Annotated in this window: 20 protein-coding genes; 9 read left to right on the forward strand and 11 right to left on the reverse strand. The window is 65.9% G+C overall.

Annotated elements, in window-relative coordinates:
• Positions 1 to 114: 114 nt before the first annotated feature.
• The 6 genes from J5M67_RS24115 to J5M67_RS29785 all read left to right on the forward strand — a co-directional run bounded on the left by J5M67_RS24115 (position 115) and on the right by J5M67_RS29785 (position 6507).
• Positions 115 to 1143 (forward strand): ABC transporter ATP-binding protein, encoded by a 1029-nt coding sequence (locus J5M67_RS24115; protein ID WP_207888020.1) that lies wholly within the window; start codon positions 115 to 117, stop codon positions 1141 to 1143.
• 13 nt (positions 1144 to 1156) lie between these two features.
• Entirely contained in the window at positions 1157 to 2095 is a 939-nt protein-coding gene (locus J5M67_RS24120; RefSeq protein WP_207888042.1) for an ABC transporter permease, read from the forward strand.
• Complete coding sequence (locus J5M67_RS24125) at positions 2085 to 2891, forward strand: ABC transporter permease (protein WP_207888021.1); 807 nt, start codon at positions 2085 to 2087, stop codon at positions 2889 to 2891. The genes J5M67_RS24120 and J5M67_RS24125 overlap by 11 nt, the downstream gene beginning before the upstream one ends.
• 270 nt (positions 2892 to 3161) lie before the next feature.
• Positions 3162 to 4586 carry a gamma-aminobutyraldehyde dehydrogenase gene (locus J5M67_RS24130; RefSeq protein ID WP_207888022.1) on the forward strand — a complete coding sequence of 475 codons (1425 nt, stop codon included), beginning with the start codon at positions 3162 to 3164 and terminating at the stop codon, positions 4584 to 4586.
• 103 nt (positions 4587 to 4689) lie between these two features.
• On the forward strand, positions 4690 to 5166 hold the full coding sequence (locus J5M67_RS24135) for an ester cyclase (protein WP_152225216.1): 477 nt from the start codon (positions 4690 to 4692) through the stop codon (positions 5164 to 5166).
• Between the two features lie 183 nt (positions 5167 to 5349).
• A complete protein-coding gene (locus J5M67_RS29785) occupies positions 5350 to 6507 on the forward strand; it encodes a methyl-accepting chemotaxis protein (protein WP_207888023.1) in 1158 nt (385 codons plus the stop codon).
• A gap of 70 nt (positions 6508 to 6577) precedes the next feature.
• Here the strand turns inward: J5M67_RS29785 and J5M67_RS24145 are convergent, their stop codons facing one another.
• The 5 genes from J5M67_RS24145 to J5M67_RS24165 all read right to left on the reverse strand — a co-directional run bounded on the left by J5M67_RS24145 (position 6578) and on the right by J5M67_RS24165 (position 12020).
• Entirely contained in the window at positions 6578 to 6907 is a 330-nt protein-coding gene (locus J5M67_RS24145; RefSeq protein WP_207888024.1) for a hypothetical protein, read from the reverse strand.
• Positions 6908 to 7049: 142 nt separating this feature from the next.
• Positions 7050 to 8156 carry an NADH:flavin oxidoreductase/NADH oxidase gene (locus J5M67_RS24150; protein WP_207888025.1) on the reverse strand — a complete coding sequence of 369 codons (1107 nt, stop codon included), beginning with the start codon at positions 8154 to 8156 and terminating at the stop codon, positions 7050 to 7052.
• A 211-nt stretch (positions 8157 to 8367) separates the two neighbouring features.
• The gene (gene recJ / locus J5M67_RS24155; protein ID WP_207888043.1) at positions 8368 to 10083 is read right to left on the reverse strand and encodes a single-stranded-DNA-specific exonuclease RecJ; all 1716 of its coding nucleotides are present in this window, start codon (positions 10081 to 10083) and stop codon (positions 8368 to 8370) included.
• A 155-nt stretch (positions 10084 to 10238) separates the two neighbouring features.
• Positions 10239 to 10778, reverse strand: coding sequence for a YaeQ family protein (locus J5M67_RS24160; protein WP_207888026.1), 540 nt, complete (start codon positions 10776 to 10778; stop codon positions 10239 to 10241).
• Positions 10779 to 10841: 63 nt separating this feature from the next.
• Entirely contained in the window at positions 10842 to 12020 is a 1179-nt protein-coding gene (locus J5M67_RS24165; RefSeq protein WP_207888027.1) for a diguanylate cyclase, read from the reverse strand.
• A gap of 259 nt (positions 12021 to 12279) precedes the next feature.
• Here J5M67_RS24165 and J5M67_RS24170 point away from each other — a divergent pair, with 259 nt between their 5' ends.
• Positions 12280 to 13479 (forward strand): CaiB/BaiF CoA-transferase family protein, encoded by a 1200-nt coding sequence (locus J5M67_RS24170; RefSeq protein WP_207888028.1) that lies wholly within the window; start codon positions 12280 to 12282, stop codon positions 13477 to 13479.
• 935 nt (positions 13480 to 14414) lie between these two features.
• Here the strand turns inward: J5M67_RS24170 and J5M67_RS24175 are convergent.
• The 5 genes from J5M67_RS24175 to xerD all read right to left on the reverse strand — a co-directional run bounded on the left by J5M67_RS24175 (position 14415) and on the right by xerD (position 19612).
• Complete coding sequence (locus tag J5M67_RS24175; RefSeq protein ID WP_207888029.1) at positions 14415 to 14696, reverse strand: DUF3509 domain-containing protein; 282 nt, start codon at positions 14694 to 14696, stop codon at positions 14415 to 14417.
• A gap of 159 nt (positions 14697 to 14855) precedes the next feature.
• Positions 14856 to 16265 (reverse strand): threonine synthase, encoded by a 1410-nt coding sequence (gene thrC, locus J5M67_RS24180; RefSeq protein WP_207888030.1) that lies wholly within the window; start codon positions 16263 to 16265, stop codon positions 14856 to 14858.
• Positions 16266 to 16316: 51 nt separating this feature from the next.
• Positions 16317 to 17621, reverse strand: coding sequence for a homoserine dehydrogenase (locus J5M67_RS24185; protein WP_207888031.1), 1305 nt, complete (start codon positions 17619 to 17621; stop codon positions 16317 to 16319).
• A 174-nt stretch (positions 17622 to 17795) separates the two neighbouring features.
• Positions 17796 to 18524, reverse strand: coding sequence for a DsbC family protein (locus J5M67_RS24190; protein ID WP_207888032.1), 729 nt, complete (start codon positions 18522 to 18524; stop codon positions 17796 to 17798).
• 191 nt (positions 18525 to 18715) lie between these two features.
• Positions 18716 to 19612 carry a site-specific tyrosine recombinase XerD gene (xerD, locus tag J5M67_RS24195; protein WP_207888033.1) on the reverse strand — a complete coding sequence of 299 codons (897 nt, stop codon included), beginning with the start codon at positions 19610 to 19612 and terminating at the stop codon, positions 18716 to 18718.
• Between the two features lie 94 nt (positions 19613 to 19706).
• Between xerD and J5M67_RS24200 the strand changes: the two genes are divergently transcribed.
• On the forward strand, positions 19707 to 21551 hold the full coding sequence (locus J5M67_RS24200) for a sodium:proton antiporter (RefSeq protein ID WP_207888044.1): 1845 nt from the start codon (positions 19707 to 19709) through the stop codon (positions 21549 to 21551).
• A 98-nt stretch (positions 21552 to 21649) separates the two neighbouring features.
• Positions 21650 to 22327: a hypothetical protein gene (locus tag J5M67_RS24205; RefSeq protein ID WP_207888034.1), complete on the forward strand. Its 678-nt coding sequence runs from the start codon at positions 21650 to 21652 to the stop codon at positions 22325 to 22327.
• A 138-nt stretch (positions 22328 to 22465) separates the two neighbouring features.
• Here J5M67_RS24205 and J5M67_RS24210 read toward each other — a convergent pair whose 3' ends face one another.
• The gene (locus J5M67_RS24210) at positions 22466 to 22879 is read right to left on the reverse strand and encodes an acyl-CoA thioesterase (protein ID WP_207888035.1); all 414 of its coding nucleotides are present in this window, start codon (positions 22877 to 22879) and stop codon (positions 22466 to 22468) included.
• Positions 22880 to 22945 lie beyond the last annotated feature (66 nt).

Consider the following 22945-nt stretch of genomic DNA (forward strand, 5'->3'; position numbering starts at 1 on the left):
CGCGACGCTTCCTGAAAGACTTTTCCGCTTTTTTCTATTTATCGATTCACCCGTATCTCAGATTCACGGGCAGGGCTCCCCTACGCCGGATTCCTGCCCCTTGGAGCGTGCACCATGACCACTCCCGCTGTTCAATTCACCCAGGTCTCCCGCCAGTTCGGCGACGTCAAGGCCGTTGACCGGGTGTCCATCGACATCAAGGACGGCGAGTTCTTCTCCATGCTCGGCCCGTCGGGCTCGGGCAAGACCACCTGCCTGCGTCTGATCGCCGGTTTCGAGCAACCCAGCGCAGGCTCCATCCGCATCCATGGCGAGGAGGCCGCGGGCCTGCCGCCCTACCAGCGTGACGTCAACACGGTGTTCCAGGACTACGCGCTGTTCCCGCACATGAGCGTGCTGGAAAACGTCGCCTACGGCCTGAAGGTGAAAGGCGTCGGCAAGACCGAGCGCCTGAAACGCGCCGAGGAAGCCCTCGGCATGGTCGCCCTGGGCGGCTATGGCGTGCGCAAGCCGGTGCAGCTCTCCGGTGGCCAGCGCCAGCGTGTGGCCCTGGCCCGCGCCCTGGTGAATCGCCCCCGCGTGCTGCTGCTGGACGAACCCCTCGGCGCCCTCGACCTGAAGCTGCGCGAGCAGATGCAGAGTGAGCTGAAGAAGCTGCAGCGCCAGCTGGGCATCACCTTCATCTTCGTCACCCACGACCAGAGCGAAGCGCTGTCCATGTCCGACCGCGTCGCGGTGTTCAACAAGGGCCGCATCGAGCAGGTCGACACGCCACGCAACCTTTACATGAAGCCGGCCACCCCGTTCGTGGCGGAGTTCGTCGGCACCTCCAACGTGCTGCGCGGCGATCTCGCCCAGCATCTCACCGGCAACGCCCAGCCCTTCTCCATCCGTCCCGAGCACATCCGTTTCGCCACCGGCGAGCGCAGCGCCTCGGACATCGAGATCAGCGGCCTGCTGCACGACATCCAGTACCAGGGCGCGGCGACCCGCTACGAGATCCGTCTCGATAACGGCCAGAACCTCTGCCTCAGCCAGGCCAACAGCCAGTGGGCCGACATCGACCACGCCCACCAGCCGGGCCAACGCGTGACCGCTCGCTGGGCGCGCGAGGCGATGGTGGTGCTGCACGAGGGCGCGTGACATGGAACTGACGATGAATGCTCCGGTGCCGCAGGCCAGCAATGGCCCGCTGCGCCGGCTCTCCAACCTGCTCTACCGCAAGCCGACGCTGTACCTCTCGCTGCTGCTGGTGCCGCCGCTGCTGTGGTTCGGCGCGATCTACCTCGGCTCGCTGCTGACGCTGCTGTGGCAGGGCTTCTACACCTTCGACGACTTCACCATGACGGTGACGCCGGAGCTGACCTGGGCCAACTTCGGCTCGCTGTTCAGTGGCTCCAACTTCGACATCATCCAGCGCACCGTGCTGATGGCGGTCGCGGTCTCCATCGCCAGCGGCGCGGTGGCCTTCCCCATCGCCTACTACATGGCGCGCTACACCACCGGCAAGACCAAGGCGTTCTTCTACATCGCCGTGATGATGCCGATGTGGGCCAGCTACATCGTCAAGGCCTATGCCTGGACCCTGCTGCTGGCCAAGGGCGGCGTGGCCATGTGGTTCGTCCAGCACCTCGGTCTCGAGCCCGTGCTGAACCTGCTGCTGGGCCTGCCGGGCGTGGGTGGCAACACCCTGTCCACCTCCAGCTTCGGGCGCTTCCTGGTGTTCGTGTACATCTGGCTGCCGTTCATGATCCTGCCGATCCAGGCCTCCCTGGAGCGCCTACCGCCTTCGCTGCTGCAGGCCTCGGCGGACCTGGGCGCGCACCCGCGGCAGACCTTTTTCCAGGTCATCCTGCCGCTGTCGATCCCCGGCATCGCCGCCGGTTCGATCTTCACCTTCAGCCTGACCCTGGGCGACTTCATCGTGCCGCAGCTGGTGGGCCCGCCGGGCTACTTCATCGGCAGCATGGTCTACGCCCAGCAGGGCGCGATCGGCAACATGCCGATGGCCGCCGCCTTCACCCTGGTGCCCATCGTGCTGATCGCCGTGTACCTGTCCATCGTCAAACGTCTGGGGGCCTTCGATGCACTCTGAGAAAGCTTCCTGGGGGCTCAAAGCAGCTGCCTGGGGCGGGCTGGTGTTCCTGCACTTCCCGATCCTGATCATCTTCATGTACGCCTTCAACACCGAGGACGCGGCCTTCAGCTTCCCGCCCAAGGGCTTCACCCTGCACTGGTTCAGCGTCGCCTTCGCGCGCCAGGACGTGCTCGAAGCCATCGAGCTGTCGGTGAAGATCGCCAGCATCGCCACGCTGATCGCCATGTTCCTGGGCACCCTGGCCGCGGCCGCGCTGTACCGCCGCGACTTCTTCGGCAAGGAAGGCATCTCGCTGATGCTGATCCTGCCGATCGCCCTGCCCGGCATCATCACCGGCATCGCGCTGTTGTCGGCGTTCAAGACCCTCGGCATCGAGCCGGGCTTCCTGACCATCGTCATCGGCCACGCCACCTTCTGCGTGGTGATCGTCTACAACAACGTGATCGCACGCTTCCGCCGCACTTCGCACAGCCTCATCGAGGCCTCGATGGACCTGGGCGCCGACGGCTGGCAGACCTTCCGCTACGTGATCCTGCCCAACCTCGGCTCGGCGCTGCTGGCGGGCGGCATGCTGGCGTTCGCGCTGTCCTTCGACGAGATCATCGTCACCACCTTCACCGCCGGCCACGAACGCACCCTGCCGATCTGGCTGCTCAACCAGCTGGGCCGCCCGCGCGACGTGCCGGTGACCAACGTGGTGGCGATGCTGGTGATGATCGTGACCATGCTGCCGATCCTCGGCGCCTACTACCTGACCAAGGGTGGCGAGGGCGTGGCGGGGAGCGGGAAGTGACTCCGTGCCAAGCGACCCTCTCCCCCCGCCCTCTCCCTGAAGGGAGAGGGGGCCTGTTCGGCGTGGCCGGTCAGGACGGAATTCGCCGGCAGACTCGAAGGTTCGCCCAGCACGGATATCCCCTCTCCCTTCAGGGAGAGGGTTAGGGAGTGGGAAAGCCCCGCTCCAAAACCACAGAACCCCTCAGGCCCGCCGCCTCAAACCGGCAGCCCCTAAAAAGAAACACCCCAACCGAATTTGCACCACGCTCCTGAACAAGAGGACCCAACCATGCAAACCAACCTGCTGATCAACGGCCAACTGGTCGCTGGCGAAGGCGAGAAGCTCGCCGTCCTGAACCCGTCCCTGGGCACCACCCTGGTGGAAATCGCCGAGGCCACCCCGGCCCAGGTCGACGCCGCCGTGCTGGCCGCCGACGCTGCCTTCGACAGCTGGTCGCAGACCGCGCCCAAAGACCGCTCCCTGCTCCTGCTGCAACTGGCCGACGCCATCGATGCCCACGCCGAGGAACTGGCCCGCCTGGAATCCAACAACTGCGGCAAGCCCTACTCCGCCGCGCTGAATGACGAACTGCCGGCCGTGGCCGACGTGTTCCGCTTCTTCGCCGGCGCCTGCCGCGTAATGCAAGGCTCCGCCGCCGGCGAATACCTGCCGGGTCACACCTCGATGATCCGCCGCGACCCGGTGGGCGTGGTCGCCTCCATCGCGCCGTGGAACTACCCGCTGATGATGGTCGCGTGGAAACTCGGCCCGGCCCTGGCCGCCGGCAACACCGTGGTGCTCAAGCCCTCCGAGCAGACCCCGCTGACCGCCCTGCGCCTGGCCGAGCTGATGGCCGGCATCTTCCCCGCCGGCGTGGTCAACCTGGTCTTCGGCCGCGGCCCGACCGTCGGCGAGCCGCTGACCACTCACCCGAAAGTTCGCATGGTCTCGCTGACCGGCTCGGTCGCCACCGGCAGCCGCATCATCGCCGGCACCGCCGACACCGTGAAGCGCATGCACATGGAACTGGGCGGCAAGGCCCCGGTACTGATCTTCGACGATGCCGACATCGACGCCGCCGTGGAAGGCATCCGCACCTTCGGCTTCTACAACGCCGGGCAAGACTGCACCGCCGCCTGCCGCATCTATGCGCAGAAGGGCATCTACGCCAAGTTCGTGCAGAAGCTCGGCGAAGCGGTGGCCAGCATCCAGTACGGCGAGCAGGACGACCCGAACACCGAGCTGGGCCCGGTCATCACCGAGCAGCACCTGGAGCGCGTCGTCGGCTTCGTCGAGCGCGCCAAGCAAGTGCCGCACATCGAAGTGGTCACCGGCGGCAAGCGTGCCGACCGCCCGGGCTTCTTCTTCGAGCCGACCGTACTGGCCGGCGCCCGCCAGGACGACGAAGTGGTCCGCCGCGAAATCTTCGGCCCGGTGGTTTCGGTCACCGAGTTCGAGGACGAAGCACAGGCGCTGGCCTGGGCCAACGACTCCGACTACGGCCTGGCCTCCTCGGTGTGGACCCGCGACATCGGCCGCGCCCATCGTCTGTCCGCCCGCCTGCAATACGGCTGCACCTGGGTCAACACGCACTTCATGCTGACCACCGAGATGCCCCACGGCGGCATGAAGCTGTCGGGCTACGGCAAGGACATGTCCATGTACGGCCTGGAGGATTACACCGCGATCCGCCACGTGATGATCAAGCACTGATCCTGACTACAGTCAGTAGGAACCGGTGCCACGCCGTGCGTGGCGCCGCACTCATCGGCCGTCCGGCCGACAACCCGCGGGCACGCCCGCAACGGAGGCAAGCATGCGTCACCTCGTCAGAGCGTTTTACCTGCTGTCGCTGTTCACCTTTGCCGGTCTCGTACAGGCCGCAGAGTCGCCCAAACAGATCGTCGATGCCTACATGGCCGCGTGGAACGCCCACGATGCCGAGAAGGCCGCCAGCTACCTGGCCAAGGATGCGGAGTATTTCGACGTCACCGTCGGCACCCCGCAGAAAGGCCGCGAAGCCGCGCGCGACAATGTGATCAAGGTGTTCGTCGGGGCCGTCCCGGACCTGAAGTGGAAGATGAACGGCAAGCCGATCGTCGACAAGGACGGCATCGCCTTCCAGTGGACCTTCAGCGGCACCAACACCGGCGCCTGGGATGCCCAGACCCCGGCCACCAACAAGCCGCTGTCGTTCGACGGCGTGAGCTACGTGAAGGTGAAGAACGGCAAGATCGTCTACCAGGGCGACTACTACGACGCCCTGGGCCTGCACAAGCAGCTCGGCTGGTAAGCGGCTCTCGTAGGATGGGTAGAGCGCAGCGAAACCCATGCGGTCCGCGCCAGGCACGATGGGTATCGCTTCGCTCCACGCCATCCTACGCCCCACATGACCGCGCCTCCGGGCGCGGCTGACATTAGAAGAAAGCAGCCCTCACCTTCCCATCTGCCCTCATCCGTCACAGCAGTCGCAGCCATGCCAACCACACTCGAAAAACGGCCCGCCAAGGCCGAGGACAGCTCCAGCACCCGCTCCACCATCGACCAGGTCAAGCAGCTGATCGCCGACCTCAACATCCGCTGGACCGAGATCAGCAAGGTCTCCGAAGTCATCAAGCAGATCGCCAAGAACACCAACCTGGTGGCGCTCAATGCCGCCATCGAAGCCGCCCGCGCCGGGGAAAGCGGGCGCGGCTTCGCGGTGGTCGCCGACGAGGTGCGCCGCCTGGCCACCCAGTCGGCCAACGCCACCGCCGACATCGGCAACGTCGTCGCCTCGATCAAGAACGAAAGCGCCCGCGCCCTGGCCGACGTCGAACAGGCCGAGCACTCCAGCCTGCTGGACACCGCCCGCGTCGTCCTGGCCAGCGAAACCCAGCGCCTGGAGGCGCGCTTTGCCGTGATGGCCACCGCACTCTACGGCCTGAAGAACTTCCTGATCGGCATGAAGACCCGCAACCTCGGCCCGCAACGCGAGCAGATCGACGCGGTGATGCACGAATACCTGACCCGCAACCCCGACCTGCTGGCCTTCGCCTGCGGCTGCGAGCCCAACGCTTTCGATGGCCGCGACAGCGAGTTCGCCAACGCGCCCGGGCACGACGCCAGCGGCCGCCTCATGGCCTACTGGCACCGGGGCAGCGGCGTGGCCCAGCGCGAATGCCTGGTCGGCTACGACAAGGCGGACGGCAGCGGCGACTGGTACCAGATCCCCCGCGACAAGGGGCGTGACGTGTTCATGGAGCCCTACGAGTACAGCGTCGGCGGCAGCACCGTGCTGATGACCTCGTTCATGTCGCCCATGTACGCCAATGGTCGTTTCCTCGGCATCCTCGGCGCCGACTACACCCTGCACCAGCTGCAGGAAAACCTCGGCAAGCTGACACCCATGGGCAACGGCCAGTACACGCTGATCTCCAACGCCGGCGTCTACGTCACCCATCCCGACGCCCGTCGCCTGGGCGACAAGGCCAGCGAACTACCGCAGGATGCGCGCAATGCCATCGCCCAGGGCAAGCCCTGGGAACAGGTGAAGGGGCGACGGGTGGAACTGCTGCAACCGATTCGCGTGGGCGACAGCGATGCACCCTGGGCGTTGATGATGAGTTTCGAGTTGGCGCAGGCCGGCGACTGAGCGACGAACGTGTAGGAGCGCGCCATGCGCGCGATCGCGGGCATGGCCCGCTCCTACAGGGGAGATCGGATCACGTCCGATCGGGCAACTCGGTGATATGGATTTCCGTCACCAGCGTCGGCTTCACCAGCGGCGTGCGCGCCAGCAGCGGACAGTAGCGCGCCAGGGCGCCGATCAGCTCCCATTGGGTATCCAGCGACTTCGACAGCACGTCCACATCCGCCAGCACCCGCTGCCCCACGCGCTGCAGGTGCGGGTCAGGGCTGTGGCCGAGCTCCACCGACAACTGGGTGATCAGAGCGCTGAGGTTGCTCATGTTGCGGGTCGCGAGCGCAAGGATATTCGCCAGCAGGGCGATTTCGGATTGCGGTATGACGGCGGGTGTTGCAGGTGCGTCCATGCTGGCTCCGGTGGGGGTTGCGCAGTCCTTGCGCGAGCACGGGAAAGCCTAGCACCCGAATATCGGTTCGTGACAGAAATCACATTTTAATTCTCGTGACCGGGTCATGCGAGCCAGCCCCGCATGACCCGCCCCAGCAGTATCAGACCTGCCCGAACGCTTTGCGCTTGGGCGTTCCACGCTGGGCTGCGCGCAGGTATTGCGCCGGCCACGGCACCGGCTGGCCACCCAGCTCATCGGCGGCGTGCAGCGGCCAGTACGGGTCGCGCAGCAGCTCGCGGGCCAGCAGGATCAAGTCGGCCTGGCCGGTGCGCAGGATGTGCTCGGCCTGCACCGGCTCGGTGATCATGCCGACGGTGCCGCTGGCCACCCCGGCCTCCTTGCGCACGCGCTCGGAGAACTGCGTCTGGTAGCCCGGCCCCACCGGAATCTCGGCATTCACCGCGGTGCCGCCGGAGGAGACGTCGATCAGGTCCACGCCCAGGTTCTTCAAGCGGCGCGCCAGTTCCACGGTCTCGTCGGGGTTCCAGCCGTCTTCCACCCAGTCGGTGGCGGACAGGCGGACGAACAGCGGCAACTCCTGCGGCCATACGGCGCGCACCGCCTCGGTGACCTCCAGGAGGAAGCGGATGCGGTTCTCGAAGCAGGTGCCGTACTGGTCGCGGCGCTGGTTGGACAGCGGCGAGAGGAACTGATGCAGCAGGTAGCCGTGGGCCGCATGCACCTCGACGATCTTGAAGCCGGCGGCCAGGGCACGCTCGGCCCCCTGCACGAACTGCTGCTTGATAGTCGCCATCTGCTCTTCGCTCAGGGCGATGGGCACGGTGTGCTGTGGATCAAAGGCGATGGCCGAGGGCGCCACCGGGGTCCAGCCGCCTTCGCTGATCGGCACCGAACCGTGCTTGCCCAGCCAGGGCGCCCAGGTGCTGGCCTTGCGCCCGGCATGGGCCAGCTGCACACCGGCCACCGCGCCCTGGGATTCCAGGAAGCGGGTGATACGGCGTAGCGGCTCGATCTGTTCGTCGTTCCAGATGCCCAGGTCCTCGGCACTGATCCGACCTTCCGGGGCGACGGCGGTGGCTTCGACGATTACCAGGCCCGCGCCCCCCACGGCACGGCTGCCCAGGTGGACCAGGTGCCAATCGTTGGCCAGGCCGTCCTGGGCGGAGTACTGGCACATGGGTGAGACGGCGATGCGGTTGGACAGGGTCAGCTGGCGTAGGGTCAAGGGCTCGAACAACTGGCTCATGGCGAAACTCCCTGTGGTCTTCAGTTCTTGTACTACAACTGTAGACCGGGTTCGCCTAAGGATAGGTCCAGATGATCGGTGGCGACCCTGGCTAGCTTGCGTAGGAGCGGAGCTTCTCCGCGAAATCCCAGCGCAGCCGGGACATCGGCAGCCGGACAGAACACCGGAGCCCCATGCGTGATCGCGGGCATGGCCCGCTCCTACGAAAGGCTCAGCGCGGCGCGATATGCGCCACCATCAGTTGCACGCTTTCGTTGCCGCGGAACTCGTTGACGTCCAGCTTGTAGGCCACTTCCGCCCAGCGCACGGTGGGGTTGGGCCAAATTTCGCGGTCGATGTTGAAGGCGATGGCGTCCAGTTGCAGCGAGCCGCATTCGGTCTTGAGCACCAGTTTCAGGTGGCGCTCGCCAACCACGCGCTGCTGGACGATCTGGAAGATGCCGTGGAACAGCGGCTCGGGGAAGTGCTGCCCCCAGGGACCGGCCTGGCGCAGGGCGCGGGCCAGCTCCAGGTGGAACTCCTCGGCGCCCAGTTGCCCGTCGGAGAGCAGGCGGCCGGTGAGGTCTTCCTCGTCCAGCTGACGGCGCACCTCGGCATCGAACGCAGCGGCGAAGGCGCCGAAGTTTTCCTGCGGCAGCGACAGGCCGGCGGCCATGGCATGGCCGCCGAACTTGCTGATCAGCCCCGGATGGCGCGCGGCCACGGCGTCCAGCGCGTCGCGGATATGAAAACCCTGCACCGAACGCGCCGAGCCCTTGAGCGTGCCATCGCCGGCATCGGCGAAGGCGATGGTCGGGCGGTGGTAACGCTCCTTCAAGCGCGAGGCAAGGATGCCGATCACGCCCTGGTGCCATTCCGGGTCGAACAGGCACAGGCCGAAGGGCATCTCCTCCACCGGCAGTTCCTTGAGCTGGGCCAGCGCCTCGCGCTGCATGCCCTGCTCGATGGCCTTGCGGTCCTGATTGAGGCCGTCGAGCTGCGCAGCCATATCACGGGCGACGCTTTCGTCCTCGCAGAGCAACAGCTCGATGCCCAGGGACATGTCGTCCAGGCGGCCGGCGGCGTTCAGGCGCGGGCCGAGGATGAAGCCGAGGTCGGTGGAGGTGATCCGCCGGCAATCGCGCCCGGCCACTTCCAGCAGCGCGCGCAGGCCCGGACGGGCGCGACCGGCACGGATGCGCGCCAGGCCCTGGTGCACCAGGATGCGGTTGTTGGCATCCAGCGGCACCACGTCGGCGACGCTGCCCAGGGCCACCAGGTCGAGCAGTTCCGCAAGGTTCGGCTCGGCGATACCGCGCGCAGTGAACCAGCCACGCTCGCGCAGGCGGGCGCGCAGGGCGAGCATCACGTAGAAGATCACGCCGACGCCGGCCATGGCCTTGCTGGGGAAGTCGCAGCCGGGCTGGTTCGGGTTGACGATGGCATCAGCGGCGGGCAGTTCCGGCCCCGGCAGGTGATGGTCAGTGACCAGCACGCGCAGCCCGGCGGCCTTGGCGGCGGCGACGCCGTCGATGCTGGAGATGCCGTTATCCACGGTCACCAGCAGATCCGGGCGCTTCTCCAGCGCCACGGCGACGATTTCCGGGGTCAGGCCGTAGCCGTATTCGAAGCGGTTGGGCACCAGGTAATCGACCCAGGCCGCGCCGAGCATGCGCAGCGCCAGCACGCCGACACTGCTGGCGGTGGCACCGTCGGCGTCGAAGTCGCCCACATAGAGAATCCGCTGGCCCTCCTCCAGCGCATCGACCAGCAGCTCCACCGCCGCGTCCACGCCCTTGAGCTGCTGGTACGGGATCAACCGCGCCAGCCCCTTGTCCAGCTCGGCGGCGCTCTGCACGCCGCGGGCGGCATAGAGACGGGTCAGCAGCGGCGGCAGGTCGCCCAGATCGGGCAGGGTTTGCGGGAGGGGGCGGGATTCGATGCGCATGGGTGTTTCGATCATTCCTTTTCTGCTTGCTCTCGCGCCTTGCGAGCTAGAGCACGGCAAGGCGCGAACAGGCGGGGGACGCGGAGTTTACTTCAGTAAATGAGCAGGCCCACGCCTGTTCGCAACGCTGCCGGGCCGACGCGCAGCTAGCGCGATCAGCGTTCGCCCATCAGCCATTCAACCTGGAGTTCGTGCTGGCCACGCTCGTCGGTGACGAAGAGGGTCCCTTCGCTGATCATCACGGTCCAGTTGATCGAGCGCGGCAGGTCGCGGGAGATTTCCTCCAGCGGCTCCTGGGGCATGGCGACGACGTTGAGGTTCTTCAGGTGGCGCACGCTGTCGAGCACCTTGGTGGTCCACACGCGCAGGTTGCCGTAGGCGACCAGGGTCAGCTTCTCGCAGCGGCGCGAGCACCAGGTCAGGCGCTCGGCGTCGGGCTGGCCGACTTCGATCCAGTGCAGGACGCGATCATCCAGGCTCTTTTCCCAGAGCGACGGCTCTTCCACGTCCGACAGACCGCGACCGAAGGCCAGTTGCTCGTTGTACCAGATGACGTAGGCGAGCAGGCGTACCGCCAGGCGCTCCTCGGTTTCCGAGGGGTGGCGGGCGACGGTGAAGCGCAGGGTCTCGTAGACCCCACGGTCGAGGTCGGTCAGGCTGATATCGGCTTTGTAGGGCGTGGCGGACAGGGCCATGGGGATTCCCGGCGAATTTTCGAAGGCGGCAAGTCTACCGCGAAAGCACCGGCCGAGGGTCCATCAACCACGGGTACGTCGGTCGGTTCCCGGTTCCGGGGCAGCCAGTTCGATGCGGTTGCGGCCCTTGGCCTTGGCGGCGTAGAGCGCCTGGTCGGCCAGCGCCAGCAGGCGCGTCAGGTCGTGCCCGGCCTCACGGGTGGTGGCGATACCGATGCTCACGCTGAGCTGCCCTTCGGCCATGAATGGCAGCTCAGCGAATTCACGGCGTACCCGCTCAGCCACCTGGCAGGCGCCCTCGGTGTCGGCGGACACCAGCAGGCAGGCAAACTCTTCCCCGCCGATGCGCGCGAACAGGTCCTGCTTGCGCATCCGCGAGGCGGTGATGCGGCTGAACTCCACCAGTACCCGGTCACCGGCAGGGTGGCCGAAGGAGTCGTTGAGGCGCTTGAAGTTGTCCAGGTCGCAGAGCAGCAGCGAGGCCTGCTCGCCGCGTTCGGCGCACAGGCGCAAGGCGCGCTCGCCGGAATCCATGAAGGCCCGGCGATTGCCGGCGCCGGTCAGCGGGTCGCTCAGCGCGGCGCTGCGGAATCCCAGTTCGGCGCGCTCCTTGACCATCGCCAGGGTCGCGAAGGCGATGCCGATGGCGTAAAGCATGGTCTCGAAGACCAGCAGGGTGAAGAAGGTGCTGCCCTGGCCATTGTTGTTGGCGCTCTCGAACGGCATCCCACGGTCGACCAGCAGGCGCACCGTGTAGAAGCCGCCGTGGAACAGCATCAGCGCCAGGATCGGGCGCAGCTCCACCTCCAGCTTGCGGCGGCTGCGCAGCAGCTCGCTGATGGAGGCCAGGCAATAGGCGATGGTGATCGAGGTACTGACCAGTACCCGCGCCGCCAGCGACTCATAGAACGCCGGCCAGAGGCACAGCATCGCCCAGAGGGCCGCACCGGCGCCGATCAGCGGCCAATGCGGCCGACGCCCGGTGAACACCCGCATGGATGTCCAGTTCATCGCCGCGCAGATGTGCAGGATGACGTTACCCAGCAGGATCGGTACCAGGTCGATGCCCATTCCCCGCAAGGTGCCGAGGAAGGTGCCCAGGGCGCCAAGCAGGAGCATCGCGCTCATGTAACCCAGCGTCGGCTCGCGACGGCCGCTGTGCCAGGCGAACGCCATCAGCACCCCGACCAGAGTGAGCACATAGAGATCGACCACGACCAGCGTCGGCAGGCTCAGGACCATGCCACCCCCTTGCCATCCGCCTGCACGCATCCCGAAGGGAGCGCCGGACGGCCGGGGACGTGGAATGACGGAAGCGCGCGCATCGGGGGTGACCCTGTCCAGTGTCGGACGAGCTGACAGAAATGTCCTTGGATAGGGTTACTCTACGCGCGCCCATCGCCGGCGCAAAGCGCCGATGGTGGACAGCCGGCCCGGCGGCCTGTTCGAACGCCCGCGTGGGCGGTAAAGTCCGCCGACCACCTGCCGAACGGATCGACCGATGAACACCACCGCCAAACCCCTCGCCGGCCTAAAAGTGATCGAGCTGGGCACGCTGATCGCCGGTCCCTTCGCCTCGCGTCTGTGCGCGGAATTCGGCGCCGAGGTGATCAAGGTCGAATCGCCCGACGGCGGCGACCCGCTGCGCAAGTGGCGCAAGCTCTACGAAGGCACCTCGCTGTGGTGGTTCGTGCAGGCCCGCAACAAGCGCTCGCTGACCCTGAACCTCAAGCACGAGGCCGGGCGCGAAGTGCTGAAGAAGCTGCTGTCCGAAGCCGACATCCTGATCGAGAACTTCCGCCCCGGCGTGCTGGAAAAGCTCGGCCTGGGCTGGGACGTGATCCACGCGCTGAACCCGAAGCTGGTGATGGTGCGCCTGTCCGGCTTCGGCCAGAGCGGTCCCTACAAGGACCAACCGGGCTTCGGCGCGGTAGGCGAGTCCATGGGCGGGCTGCGTTACATCACCGGCTTCGAAGACCGCCCGCCGGTGCGCACCGGCATCTCCATCGGCGACTCCATTGCCGCGCTGTGGGGCGTGATTGGCGCGCTCATGGCGCTACGTCACCGCGAGGTCAACGGCGGCCAGGGCCAGGTGGTGGACGTGGCACTGTATGAAGCGGTGTTCGCCATGATGGAATCGATGGTGCCGGAGTTCGACGTGTTCGGTTTCATTCGCGAGCGCAGCGGCAACATCATGCCGGGTATCACCCCCTCCTCCGTACACACCACCGCCGACGGCAAGCACGTACAGATCGCCGCCAATGGCGACGCGATCTTCCGCCGCTTCATGCTTGCCATCGGCCGCACCGACCTGGCGGAAGATCCGCAGCTGGCGGACAACGCCGGACGCGATCAGCGCCGCGACGAGCTGTACGGGGTGATCGATCGCTGGGCGCGCTCGGAGCCGCTGGATACCGTGTTGAAGGTGCTGGGCGAGGCCGAGGTGCCGGCCAGCCGCATCTACTCCGCCGAGGACATGTTCGCCGACCCGCAATTCCTCGCCCGCGAGATGTTCCTCTCGGCCAGGCTGCCGGACGGCAAGCCGTTCCGCATGCCGGGCATCGTGCCCAAGCTGTCCGAGACGCCCGGCTCGGCGGACTGGATCGGCCCGGAGCTGGGGGAGCATACCGATGAGGTGTTGGGTGGACTGGGGTATGACGCGGCGGCTATTGCGGTGATGCGGCAGCAGGGGGCTGTGTAAGGCGTTATCCGCCGTTTTGGGGTTAGGTGTTTCTGCGCCGCATCGGCGTGTGCTGAGAGATCTTGTTTCGCCCCCTCGGGCGAGTCACTTCTTCCAAACGCCGAAGAAGTAACCAAGAAGGCTTGCCCCTGCATCCGGGTCCCGCTTCGCGGGACTCCCCTCGCTCCATCGGAGTTTCAGGGGCACGCCGCGAAGGGCCATCCCTGGCCCATCGCGGCTCTCGCGGCATCCATGCCGCTCAACCCCTGAAACTCCGACTCCACTCGGCCTCCTGAAGGGGCGCTCGGAGTGCGCGGATGTTTCTCTGGAAGTCTTAGAGAGCCAGAGCGGAGCTGCGCTCCCGTAGGAGCGGATCTTATCCGCGAAATCCATTGCGGATGGCTCCGCTCTAACAGGGGAATGCCCACGCATCGCGCCTACGTAGGAGCGGACTCCGTCCGCGATGCTCTTGTAGGGCAAATAACGCGTAGCGTTATCCGCCGTGATGGGTATCGCTTCGCTCCACGCCATCCTACGAAGAGCAAGCATGAAGCAGCCAAAGTCTCAGGCGCGCGCAGAGTCCCGTCAGGAGGCCGAGTGGAGGTATTGCGCAGAGGGGCGAGCGGCATGGATGCCGCGAGAGGCGTAGAGGGCCAGGGATGGCCCTTCTACGCCGACCCTCGGAGCGATACCGGAAGGAGGGAAGTCTGAGCGAAGCGAAGACCCGGATGCCGGGACGGGCCCTTTTGGTTCCTTTTGGGGCCCCAAAAGGGACTCGCCCGAGGGGGCGAAACAAGATCTCTCAGCACACGCCGAAGCGACGCTGGACACCCAAACAAAAACCAAAAGCATCGCGGACAAAGTCCGCTCCTACGAAAGCATGCCCCGTAGCTGCAGGTCAGTAACGCAAACGCCGCCCCAGGGGCGGCGTTTTACATAGCGCAGACCAGAAAAAGTCACGTCCCGTAGCTGAGCACCTGCGCCCGCTGCCGCAAGGCGACGATGACATCGTCCTCCATCCGCCCTTCCTGGATCAGCAGATCGCGGCGAACCGACTGGATCGCTTCCTCGCACTGATGCTCGTCCGCCAGTTGCACACCATCGAGCACGCGGCGCAAAACGACCTCGCCTTCGTCGTTGGTCAGGGTGAGGATGCGGCCGCCATCAGGGCGTGCCAAACCCAGTGCCGGAGTGTAGGGAGCGAAGGTCTCGGTCAGCAGCACGCTTAGCCGGTCCATGTCATATCTCCTTGTTGCGAAATGAAAAACCTGAAGAGAAGACATCACGGCCGGCGATTAAGTTCGTCCCGCTTATTACCACTGGTCCATAAAACCCTGAGCATCGTCCCAAGAAAAAGCCCGCCATGAAGGCGGGCTTTTTCATCGATCCGTCACGGATCAGAGCGGCTTGCCACGGTTGCCGTGGGCGCTGACGAAGGCCTGGACCTTGGCCAGTTCATTCGGCAGGACGGTGCAACGCTCGTCGCGCTGGAACAGGTCGGCCAGGTGCGCCGGCAGAGCCGGAACCGCCTCGATGCCAGCCTTCTCCACCGCTTCCGGGAACTTGACCGGATGCGCGGTACCCAGGGTGACCATGGGTACGGCCAGGCTGCGGCGGCAGGAGCGGGCCGCACGCACGCCGATGGCGGTGTGCGGGTCCAGCAGCTCGCCACACTCGGCGTAGACCTGGGCGATGGTCTCGCAGGTCTCTTCGTCGCTCACCGCCAGGGAATCGAACAGGCGGCGGGCCTCGGTCCAGCGGTCGTCCTCGACGGCCAGCTTGCCGGTGGCCTTGAAGGCGTCCATCAGGTCGGCGACAGCCTTGCCATTGCGGCCATGCAGGTCGAACAGCAGGCGCTCGAAGTTGGACGAAACCATGATGTCCATGGACGGCGACAGCGACGCGTGCAGGGTGTCCTTGTCGTAGCGGTTGCCGGACATGAAGCGATGCAGGATGTCGTTGCGGTTGGTCGCGACGATCAGCTGGCTGACCGGCAGGCCCATGTTGCGCGCCAGGTAGCCGGCGAAGATGTCGCCGAAGTTGCCGGTGGGCACCGAGAAGGCCACGGAGCGGGCCGGTGCGCCGAGCTGCAGGGCGGCGTGGAAGTAGTAGACGATCTGGGCCATGATCCGCGCCCAGTTGATCGAGTTCACCGCCACCAGACGGGTGCCTTTCAGGAAGCCCTGGTCGGCGAAGCTGGCCTTGACCATCTCCTGGCAGTCGTCGAAGTTGCCTTCGATGGCGATGTTATGGATGTTTTCGCCGAGGATGGTGGTCATCTGACGGCGCTGCACCTCGGACACACGGTTGTGCGGGTGCATGATGAAGATGTCGACGTTCTCGCAGGCCTTGCAGCCTTCGATGGCGGCCGAGCCGGTGTCGCCGGAGGTGGCGCCCATGATCACTACGCGCTCGCCGCGCTTGGTCAGCACGTGGTCGAGCAGGCGGCCGAGCAGCTGCAGGGCGAAGTCCTTGAAGGCCAGGGTCGGGCCGTGGAACAGCTCCAGCACCCACTCGTTACCGTTCAGCTGGCGCAGCGGTGCCACGGCGTTGTGGGCGAAGACGCCGTAGGTTTCTTCGAGGATCTTCTTGAAATCGGCGTCGGCGATGCTGCCGGCTACGAACGGGCGCATCACGCGGAAGGCCAGCTCGTGGTACGGCAGGCCGGCCCAGGAGGCGATCTCTTCGACGGTGAAGCGCGGCAGGTTTTCCGGCACGTAGAGGCCGCCGTCGCTGGCCAGGCCAGCGAGCAGCACGTCTTCGAAGTTCAGCGCGGGCGCCTGGCCGCGGGTACTGATGTAACGCATGGTGTGAAACCTTCGGTCTGGCGGCGGCGCTCAGGCGCCGCCGCGTTCGATTCAGTTCAGTTGTTCGACGCGGATGCGTACGACATTGCCGACGACGTCATCCAGCGCTTCCAGCGCGGCGATGGCTTCGATGATGCGGGACTCGAGCACGCGGTGGGTAACCAGGATCATCGGCACCAGACCGTCATGCTCTTCGACTTCCATCTGCATGATCGATTCGATGTTGATGCCGCGCTCGGAGAGGATGGTCGCCACCTGGGCCAGTACGCCCGGATGGTCCTTGGCCTGGATGCGCAGGTAGTAGGCGCTTTCGCAGGCGTCGATCGGCAGGATCGGGTGGTCGGAGAGCGAGTCCGGCTGGAAGGCCAGGTGCGGCACGCGGTTCTCCGGGTCGGCGGTCATGGCGCGAACCACGTCCACCAGGTCGGCGACCACCGAGGAAGCGGTGGGCTCCATGCCGGCGCCAGCGCCGTAGAACAGCGTGGAACCAGCGGCATCGCCGTTGACCATGACGGCGTTCATCACGCCGTTCACGTTGGCGATCAGGCGGTCGGCCGGGATCAGGGTCGGGTGCACGCGCAGCTCGATACCGCTGTCGGTACGGCGGGCGACGCCCAGGTGCTTGATGCGGTAGCCCAGCGCCTCGGCGTAGTTCACGTCGGCGGTGGTCAGCTGGGTGATGCCTTCGGTGTAGGCCTTGTCGAACTGCAGCGGGATGCCGAAGGCGATGGACGCCAGGATGGTCAGCTTGTGCGCGGCGTCGATGCCTTCGACGTCGAAGGTCGGATCGGCTTCGGCGTAGCCCAGCGCCTGGGCTTCCTTGAGCACGTCGGCAAAGGCGCGGCCCTTCTCGCGCATTTCGGTGAGGATGAAGTTGCCGGTGCCGTTGATGATGCCGGCCAGCCAGTTGATGCGGTTGGCGGCCAGGCCCTCGCGGATCGCCTTGATCACCGGGATGCCACCGGCCACGGCGGCTTCGAAGGCGACGATAACGCCCTTCTCGCGGGCCTTGGCGAAGATTTCGTTGCCGTGCACGGCGATCAGCGCCTTGTTCGCGGTGACCACGTGCTTGCCGTTCTCGATGGCCTTGAGCACCAGCTCGTGGGCCAGGGTGTAGCCGCCGATCAGCTCGATGACCACGTCGATTTCCGGGTTGTTCGCCACGTCGAAGATGTCGGCAGTAATGGGGGTACTGCCGGTATCACACTTCGGATTGGGGCGACGGGCGGCAATCTGCGCAACCTCGATACCACGCCCGGCACGGCGGGCAATCTCCTCGGCGTTGCGTTTGAGTACATTGAAGGTACCGCCACCGACGGTCCCCAACCCACAGATTCCCACTTTCACCGGATTCACGCTGAAACTCCCCATGATTACAGCAGCACAGTGCCTGACGCAGCGTGCCCGCAACGAGGCGGGCACGGTGGGCAGGCACCAGGATCGAACCGGACCTGAGCCCGGTTCATTGTCGAAAGGAACCGCACATTACGAAGCGGTTCTTTATTAGTCAATCAAAGCGCAGCCCGCGGCTTACTTGGCTTCCAGGGCCAGCTTGGCGATCTGGCCGGCCGGCTGGTAGCCCGGCAGCATCTGGCCGTTGGCCAGGATGATCGCCGGGGTGCCCTGCACTCCGACCATCTGGCCCAGTTCCAGCTGCTTGTTCACCGGGTTGTCGCACTTGGCGGCCTTCACTTCCTTCTCGTGGAACATGTCGGTCATCGCCGCCTGACGGTCCTTGGAGCACCAGACCGCCTGCAGTTGCGCATCGCCCGGCGAGTTCGGGCCCTGGCGCGGGAAGGCCAGGTAACGCACTTCGATGCCGCGCTTCTGCAGATCCGGCACTTCGGCGTGCAGCTTCTGGCAGTACGGGCAGGTGGTGTCGGTGAAGACGGTGATGTGCGCCTTGGTCTCGCCCTTGGCCGGGAAGACCACCATGTCGGCGGTCGGAATGCCGTTGATGGTCTTGGCCACGCCCGCGCTTTCGGCGACTTCGGTCAGGTTGGTCGGCTTGCCGTCCTTCACCTGGTAGATGTTGCCCTGGACGACGAACTGACCGTCGGCGCTGGCATAGAGCACGCGGCCGCCCTTGAGCTGCACCTCGTAGATGCCTTCGAGGGGGCTCTTGGCGATGGCCTCGATGGGCAGGTCAGGCTGCAGGGACTGCAGGGTGGCACGGATGGCCTGGTCCGGCTCGGCGGCCAGGGCAAGGGTGCTGGCGAGGCCAAGGGCCGCGGCAGCCAGAAGTCGGGACAAACGCATGGAAAACTCCTGATGTCGGTCGGCGAAGACTATCACACCCGACGGGTCAGGCCGAGCCGCAGGCTGTAGCAGGAAGCTTCCGTGGGAATACCAGCCTTGACCTGTAGGAGCGAGCTTGCTCGCGAACGCATTTCGCCGGCGGTTCCGGTGCCGTGCAGTTCGCGAGCAAGCTCGCTCCTACAACGTCCGGATCACCCCCGTGGGTGGTGTTGCGCGTGCAGATCCTGCAATCGCGCGCGTGCAATATGGGTATAGATCTGCGTGGTGGAAAGGTCACTGTGCCCCAGCAGCATCTGCACCACCCGCAGATCGGCGCCGTGATTGAGCAGATGAGTGGCGAACGCATGGCGCAAGGTATGCGGCGACAGGCTCTTGCCGATGCAGGCGACTTTCGCGTGCAGCTTGATGCGGTGCCAGAAGGTCTGGCGAGTCATCTGCTCGCCGCGCAGGCTGGGGAACAGCACGTCGCTGGGCTTGCCACCCAGCAGGTCCGCGCGCGCCTCGCGCAGATAGCGCTCGATCCACAGGATGGCTTCCTCGCCCAGCGGCACCAACCGCTCCTTGCTGCCCTTGCCCATGACGCGCACCACGCCCTGGCGCAGGTTGACCTGCTCCAGGGTCAGCCCGACCAGTTCGCTGACCCGCAGCCCGCAGGCGTAAAGCACCTCCAGCATGGTGCGGTCGCGCAGGCCGAGGGGATCGTCGGTCTCCGGCGCCGCCAGCAGCGCTTCGACATCGGCTTCGGAGAGCGACTTGGGCAGCGGCTTGCCCAGTTGCGGCAGCTCCACCAGCAGCGTCGGGTCCTCGTCGATCAGCCCTTCGCGCAGGCAGTAGCGGTAGAAGCCCCGCAACCCGGACAGGAAGCGTGCCGTGGAGCGCGCCTTGTAACCCTCGCCGAGGCGCCAGGCCAAGTGATCGAGGATCACCTCGCGCCCCGCCGCCTCCAGCGCTACCCCGCGCTCGTCGAGCCAGCCGTTGAACAACGCCAGGTCGCTGCCGTAGGCGCTGCGGGTGTTGTCGGAAAGGCCCTTTTCCAACCAGAGGGCGTCGAGGAAGCGGTCGATCAGTGAATGTGAAACCGGCATCATGTCAGGCTATATCGATAGAAAAAGCGTCGGACTAGTCTTCCACAGCCTCACCCCGCAACTCCACCGTCAACCGCGCAAGGACCCCGGCTCCATCATGGACGAACACAGCACTTACTACGCCTTCGCCGGCATTGGCATCGCAGCCCTCCTCAGCCAGTGGCTGGCCTGGCGCCTGCGCCTGCCGGCGATCCTGTTCCTGCTGCTGAGCGGCATCCTGGTAGGGCCCGTCCTGCACCTGCTGACGCCGGAGCACCTGTTCGGCCCGCTGCTGTTCCCGCTGGTGTCGCTGGCGGTGGCGCTGGTGCTGTTCGAAGGCAGCCTGACCCTGCACCTCGACGAGTGGAAGGAAATCGGCACCGTCGTTCGTCGACTGGTCAGCATCGGCGCGCTCGTCACCTGGGGCGTGATCGCCGTGGCGACTCATTACCTGCTGGACTTCACCTGGGAGATGGCCCTGCTGTTCGGCACCCTCACCCTGGTCACCGGCCCCACGGTGATCGTGCCGATGCTGCGGGTGGTGCGCCCCAACGCCACCATCGCCAACATCCTGCGCTGGGAAGGCATCGTCATCGACCCCATCGGCGCCCTGCTGGCACTGGTGGTGTACAGCTTCATCGCCGCCAGCGGCAACGACCTGGGCTGGATGCAGAGCCTGAAAGCCTTTTTCAGCGTCGTCGGCTGCGGCATTGCCTTCGGCCTCGCCGGCGGCCAGGCACTGGGGGTCGCCCTGCGCCGCCACTGGCTGCCCGACTACCTGCACAACCTGGCATCGCTGTCCGTGGTACTGGGCGTCTTCGTGCTGTCGAACACGGTGATGTCGGAGTCCGGGCTGCTCGCGGTGACCGTGATGGGCCTGCGCCTGGCCAACATGCAGGGCGTCGACGTGCGGCAGATCCTGCACTTCAAGGAGAACCTCAGCGTGCTGCTGATCTCCGGCCTGTTCGTGCTGCTCGCCGCACGCCTGGACCTTGCGGCACTGCTCGGCCTGGGACCGGTGGCGCTGCTGGTACTGGCGCTGATCCAGTTCGTCGCCCGGCCACTGAGCGTGATGATCTCCACCGCCGGCTCCTCGCTGAACTGGCGCGAACGTGCCCTGCTGAGCTGGATCGCCCCGCGCGGCATCGTCGCCGCAGCGGTTTCGGCGATTTTCGCCATCCGCCTGCAGGAAGCCGGCCATGCCCAGGCCGGGGTGCTGGTGCCCCTCACCTTCCTGGTGATCATCGGCACCGTGGTCCTGCAGAGCGCCACCGCGCGTCCGCTGGCCCGGCTGCTGAAGGTCGCCGAGCCGTCGCCCACCGGCTTCCTGATCATCGGCGCCAACTCCGTGGCACGGGCCATCGGCGCTGGCCTGCAGAACGCCGGGGTGAAGGTGCTGCTCACCGACTCCAGCTGGGAAAACACCCGTGCCGCGCGCATGGAGAACCTGCCGACCTACTTCGGCAACCCCGCCTCGCAACACGCCGAGGCGCATCTGGACCTGATCGGCCTGGGACACCTGCTGGCGCTGTCGCCCAACGCCGAGCTGAATGCGCTGATGTGCATGAGCTTCCGCCACGAATTCAGCCCCTGGCAGCGCTTCATCCTGCCCAGCAGCCAGGACAGCCGCCGCAGCGAGAAACACCGCGTCAGCGATCGCCATCGCGGCCATCCGCTGGGGCAGATAAACGTCACCTATCCGCAGATGGCCGGAATGATCGCGCGCGGCGCGGAAATCCGCTCGACGCTGCTCAGCGACAACTTCGGCTGGGAGCAATACCAGGACCAGCACGGCAGTCGAGCGCTGCTGCTGTTCGCGCGCGACCCGAACGGCCGCCTGCACGTTGCCAGTCCCGAGCGGCCGCTGACACCCGGCACCGGCTGGACGCTGATCTCGCTGGTGGAAGAAGTCGCGGAAAGTACCGCGGGTATAAATGAAACGACGCAAGCCGCAATAACCTGACAATCGGCCGCGTCAGCCTATCTTTAGGTGGGTGACAGAATCCGTCTGACAGACAATGATTGCATCACGCCATCATTGCGCACATGAAGCTTACCGTCATGCCCAGTCAGCAAAACTCCCGCCTCGGTCAGATCCTGGTCTGCAAGGGACTGATCACCTCCCGACAGCTGGAGCAGGCCATCCAGCTCCAGCTCACCAATGGACTGCGCCTGGGCGAAACCCTGATCCAGCAAGGCTGGATCAGCGAGCGCCAGCTCGGTCGCGCATTGAAGAAGCAGAACAACGTGCGCCTGGCGGCGACGCTTCTCGCGGCGCTGCTCAGCCCGTTCCAGCTGGCCAGCGCGGATGTGCAGCGTCAGGCCCCGACCAGCATCACCCGACACGAGGCACCCCAGGGCTTGAGGCCGCTCAGCGACCATGAGATGAGCAACATCAACGCCCAGGGATTCGATGACACCCTGCAGAGCCTGCTGGTCAGTGCCGAAAGCGGCGACGGCGTGGGCACCGTCAAGCAGCTCGCGCGACTGGTATTGCCGGTGGTGGACAGCCTGGACGCCGAGACTTCCATGCGCGACGTGCAGTACGACACCCTGCACGCCTCCTCGACCCTCAATGCCGATGGCTCGATCAATGTGCGCCTGCCCAGCTCCATCGGCGAGGTACGCTTCGACAACATCCGCGTCGCCGGTGCGCCGAAAACCCAGAGCATGGGCAGCCTGAGCCTGCAGAACATCGACCTGTCCCAGGCTTCGCTGAAGATCAGCCTGCGCCACTAAAACCGATGGATGGATATCTGTAGGAGCGAGCTTGCTCGTCAACCGCCCAACACCGATGTGACCGGCAAATCTGTTCGCGAGCAAGCTCGCTCCTACAATTCAAATGAAAGAAGGCGCCCATGGGCGCCTTCTTGCGTTTCAGGCCTCGAAGCCGGGCAGGACCGGCACCGGACGCTTCTCGTCATCGATGGCGACGAAGCTGAACAGGCCGTGGATGGCCTTCTCGCGACCGTCGGCGGCCATGCTCTCGACGAAGACTTCCACCTCGACCTTGAGGCTGGTGTTGCCGACCTTCACCACCCGCCCGATCAGCTCGACGATGGAGCCGGCAGGGATCGGATGCTTGAAATCGATGCGGTCAGTGGAAACCGTCACCAGCGGCAGGCGGCAGAAGCGCGTCGCGGCGATGAAGGAGACCTCGTCCATCCAGGCCAGCGCGGTGCCGCCGAACAGAGTGTTGTGGTGATTGGTGGTGGGCGGGAAGATCGCCTTGGTCACGCGGGTTTCCGCCAACGTCGTGCGGCGGAGGATTTCTTGCTCTCGGGGGCTCATGCCACTGCTACCTGATGCAATGAGGGGTGGCTGCCAGTGCTGCGGGTGTTGTACTTGTGATGCGCT

It is taken from the genome of Pseudomonas sp. 30_B (assembly GCF_017491605.1).
GTDB lineage: Bacteria > Pseudomonadota > Gammaproteobacteria > Pseudomonadales > Pseudomonadaceae > Pseudomonas.

Coding starts and splice junctions, on each gene's coding strand:
- J5M67_RS24115 (WP_207888020.1), top strand. CDS start 115: ATGACCACTCCCGCTGTTCAATTCACCCAGGTCTCCCGCCAGTTCGGC.
- J5M67_RS24120 (WP_207888042.1), top strand. CDS start 1,157: ATGAATGCTCCGGTGCCGCAGGCCAGCAATGGCCCGCTGCGCCGGCTC.
- J5M67_RS24125 (WP_207888021.1), top strand. CDS start 2,085: ATGCACTCTGAGAAAGCTTCCTGGGGGCTCAAAGCAGCTGCCTGGGGC.
- J5M67_RS24130 (WP_207888022.1), top strand. CDS start 3,162: ATGCAAACCAACCTGCTGATCAACGGCCAACTGGTCGCTGGCGAAGGC.
- J5M67_RS24135 (WP_152225216.1), top strand. CDS start 4,690: ATGCGTCACCTCGTCAGAGCGTTTTACCTGCTGTCGCTGTTCACCTTT.
- J5M67_RS29785 (WP_207888023.1), top strand. CDS start 5,350: ATGCCAACCACACTCGAAAAACGGCCCGCCAAGGCCGAGGACAGCTCC.
- J5M67_RS24145 (WP_207888024.1), bottom strand. CDS start 6,907: ATGGACGCACCTGCAACACCCGCCGTCATACCGCAATCCGAAATCGCC.
- J5M67_RS24150 (WP_207888025.1), bottom strand. CDS start 8,156: ATGAGCCAGTTGTTCGAGCCCTTGACCCTACGCCAGCTGACCCTGTCC.
- recJ (WP_207888043.1), bottom strand. CDS start 10,083: ATGCGCATCGAATCCCGCCCCCTCCCGCAAACCCTGCCCGATCTGGGC.
- J5M67_RS24160 (WP_207888026.1), bottom strand. CDS start 10,778: ATGGCCCTGTCCGCCACGCCCTACAAAGCCGATATCAGCCTGACCGAC.
- J5M67_RS24165 (WP_207888027.1), bottom strand. CDS start 12,020: ATGGTCCTGAGCCTGCCGACGCTGGTCGTGGTCGATCTCTATGTGCTC.
- J5M67_RS24170 (WP_207888028.1), top strand. CDS start 12,280: ATGAACACCACCGCCAAACCCCTCGCCGGCCTAAAAGTGATCGAGCTG.
- J5M67_RS24175 (WP_207888029.1), bottom strand. CDS start 14,696: ATGGACCGGCTAAGCGTGCTGCTGACCGAGACCTTCGCTCCCTACACT.
- thrC (WP_207888030.1), bottom strand. CDS start 16,265: ATGCGTTACATCAGTACCCGCGGCCAGGCGCCCGCGCTGAACTTCGAA.
- J5M67_RS24190 (WP_207888032.1), bottom strand. CDS start 18,524: ATGCGTTTGTCCCGACTTCTGGCTGCCGCGGCCCTTGGCCTCGCCAGC.
- xerD (WP_207888033.1), bottom strand. CDS start 19,612: ATGATGCCGGTTTCACATTCACTGATCGACCGCTTCCTCGACGCCCTC.
- J5M67_RS24200 (WP_207888044.1), top strand. CDS start 19,707: ATGGACGAACACAGCACTTACTACGCCTTCGCCGGCATTGGCATCGCA.
- J5M67_RS24205 (WP_207888034.1), top strand. CDS start 21,650: ATGCCCAGTCAGCAAAACTCCCGCCTCGGTCAGATCCTGGTCTGCAAG.
- J5M67_RS24210 (WP_207888035.1), bottom strand. CDS start 22,879: ATGAGCCCCCGAGAGCAAGAAATCCTCCGCCGCACGACGTTGGCGGAA.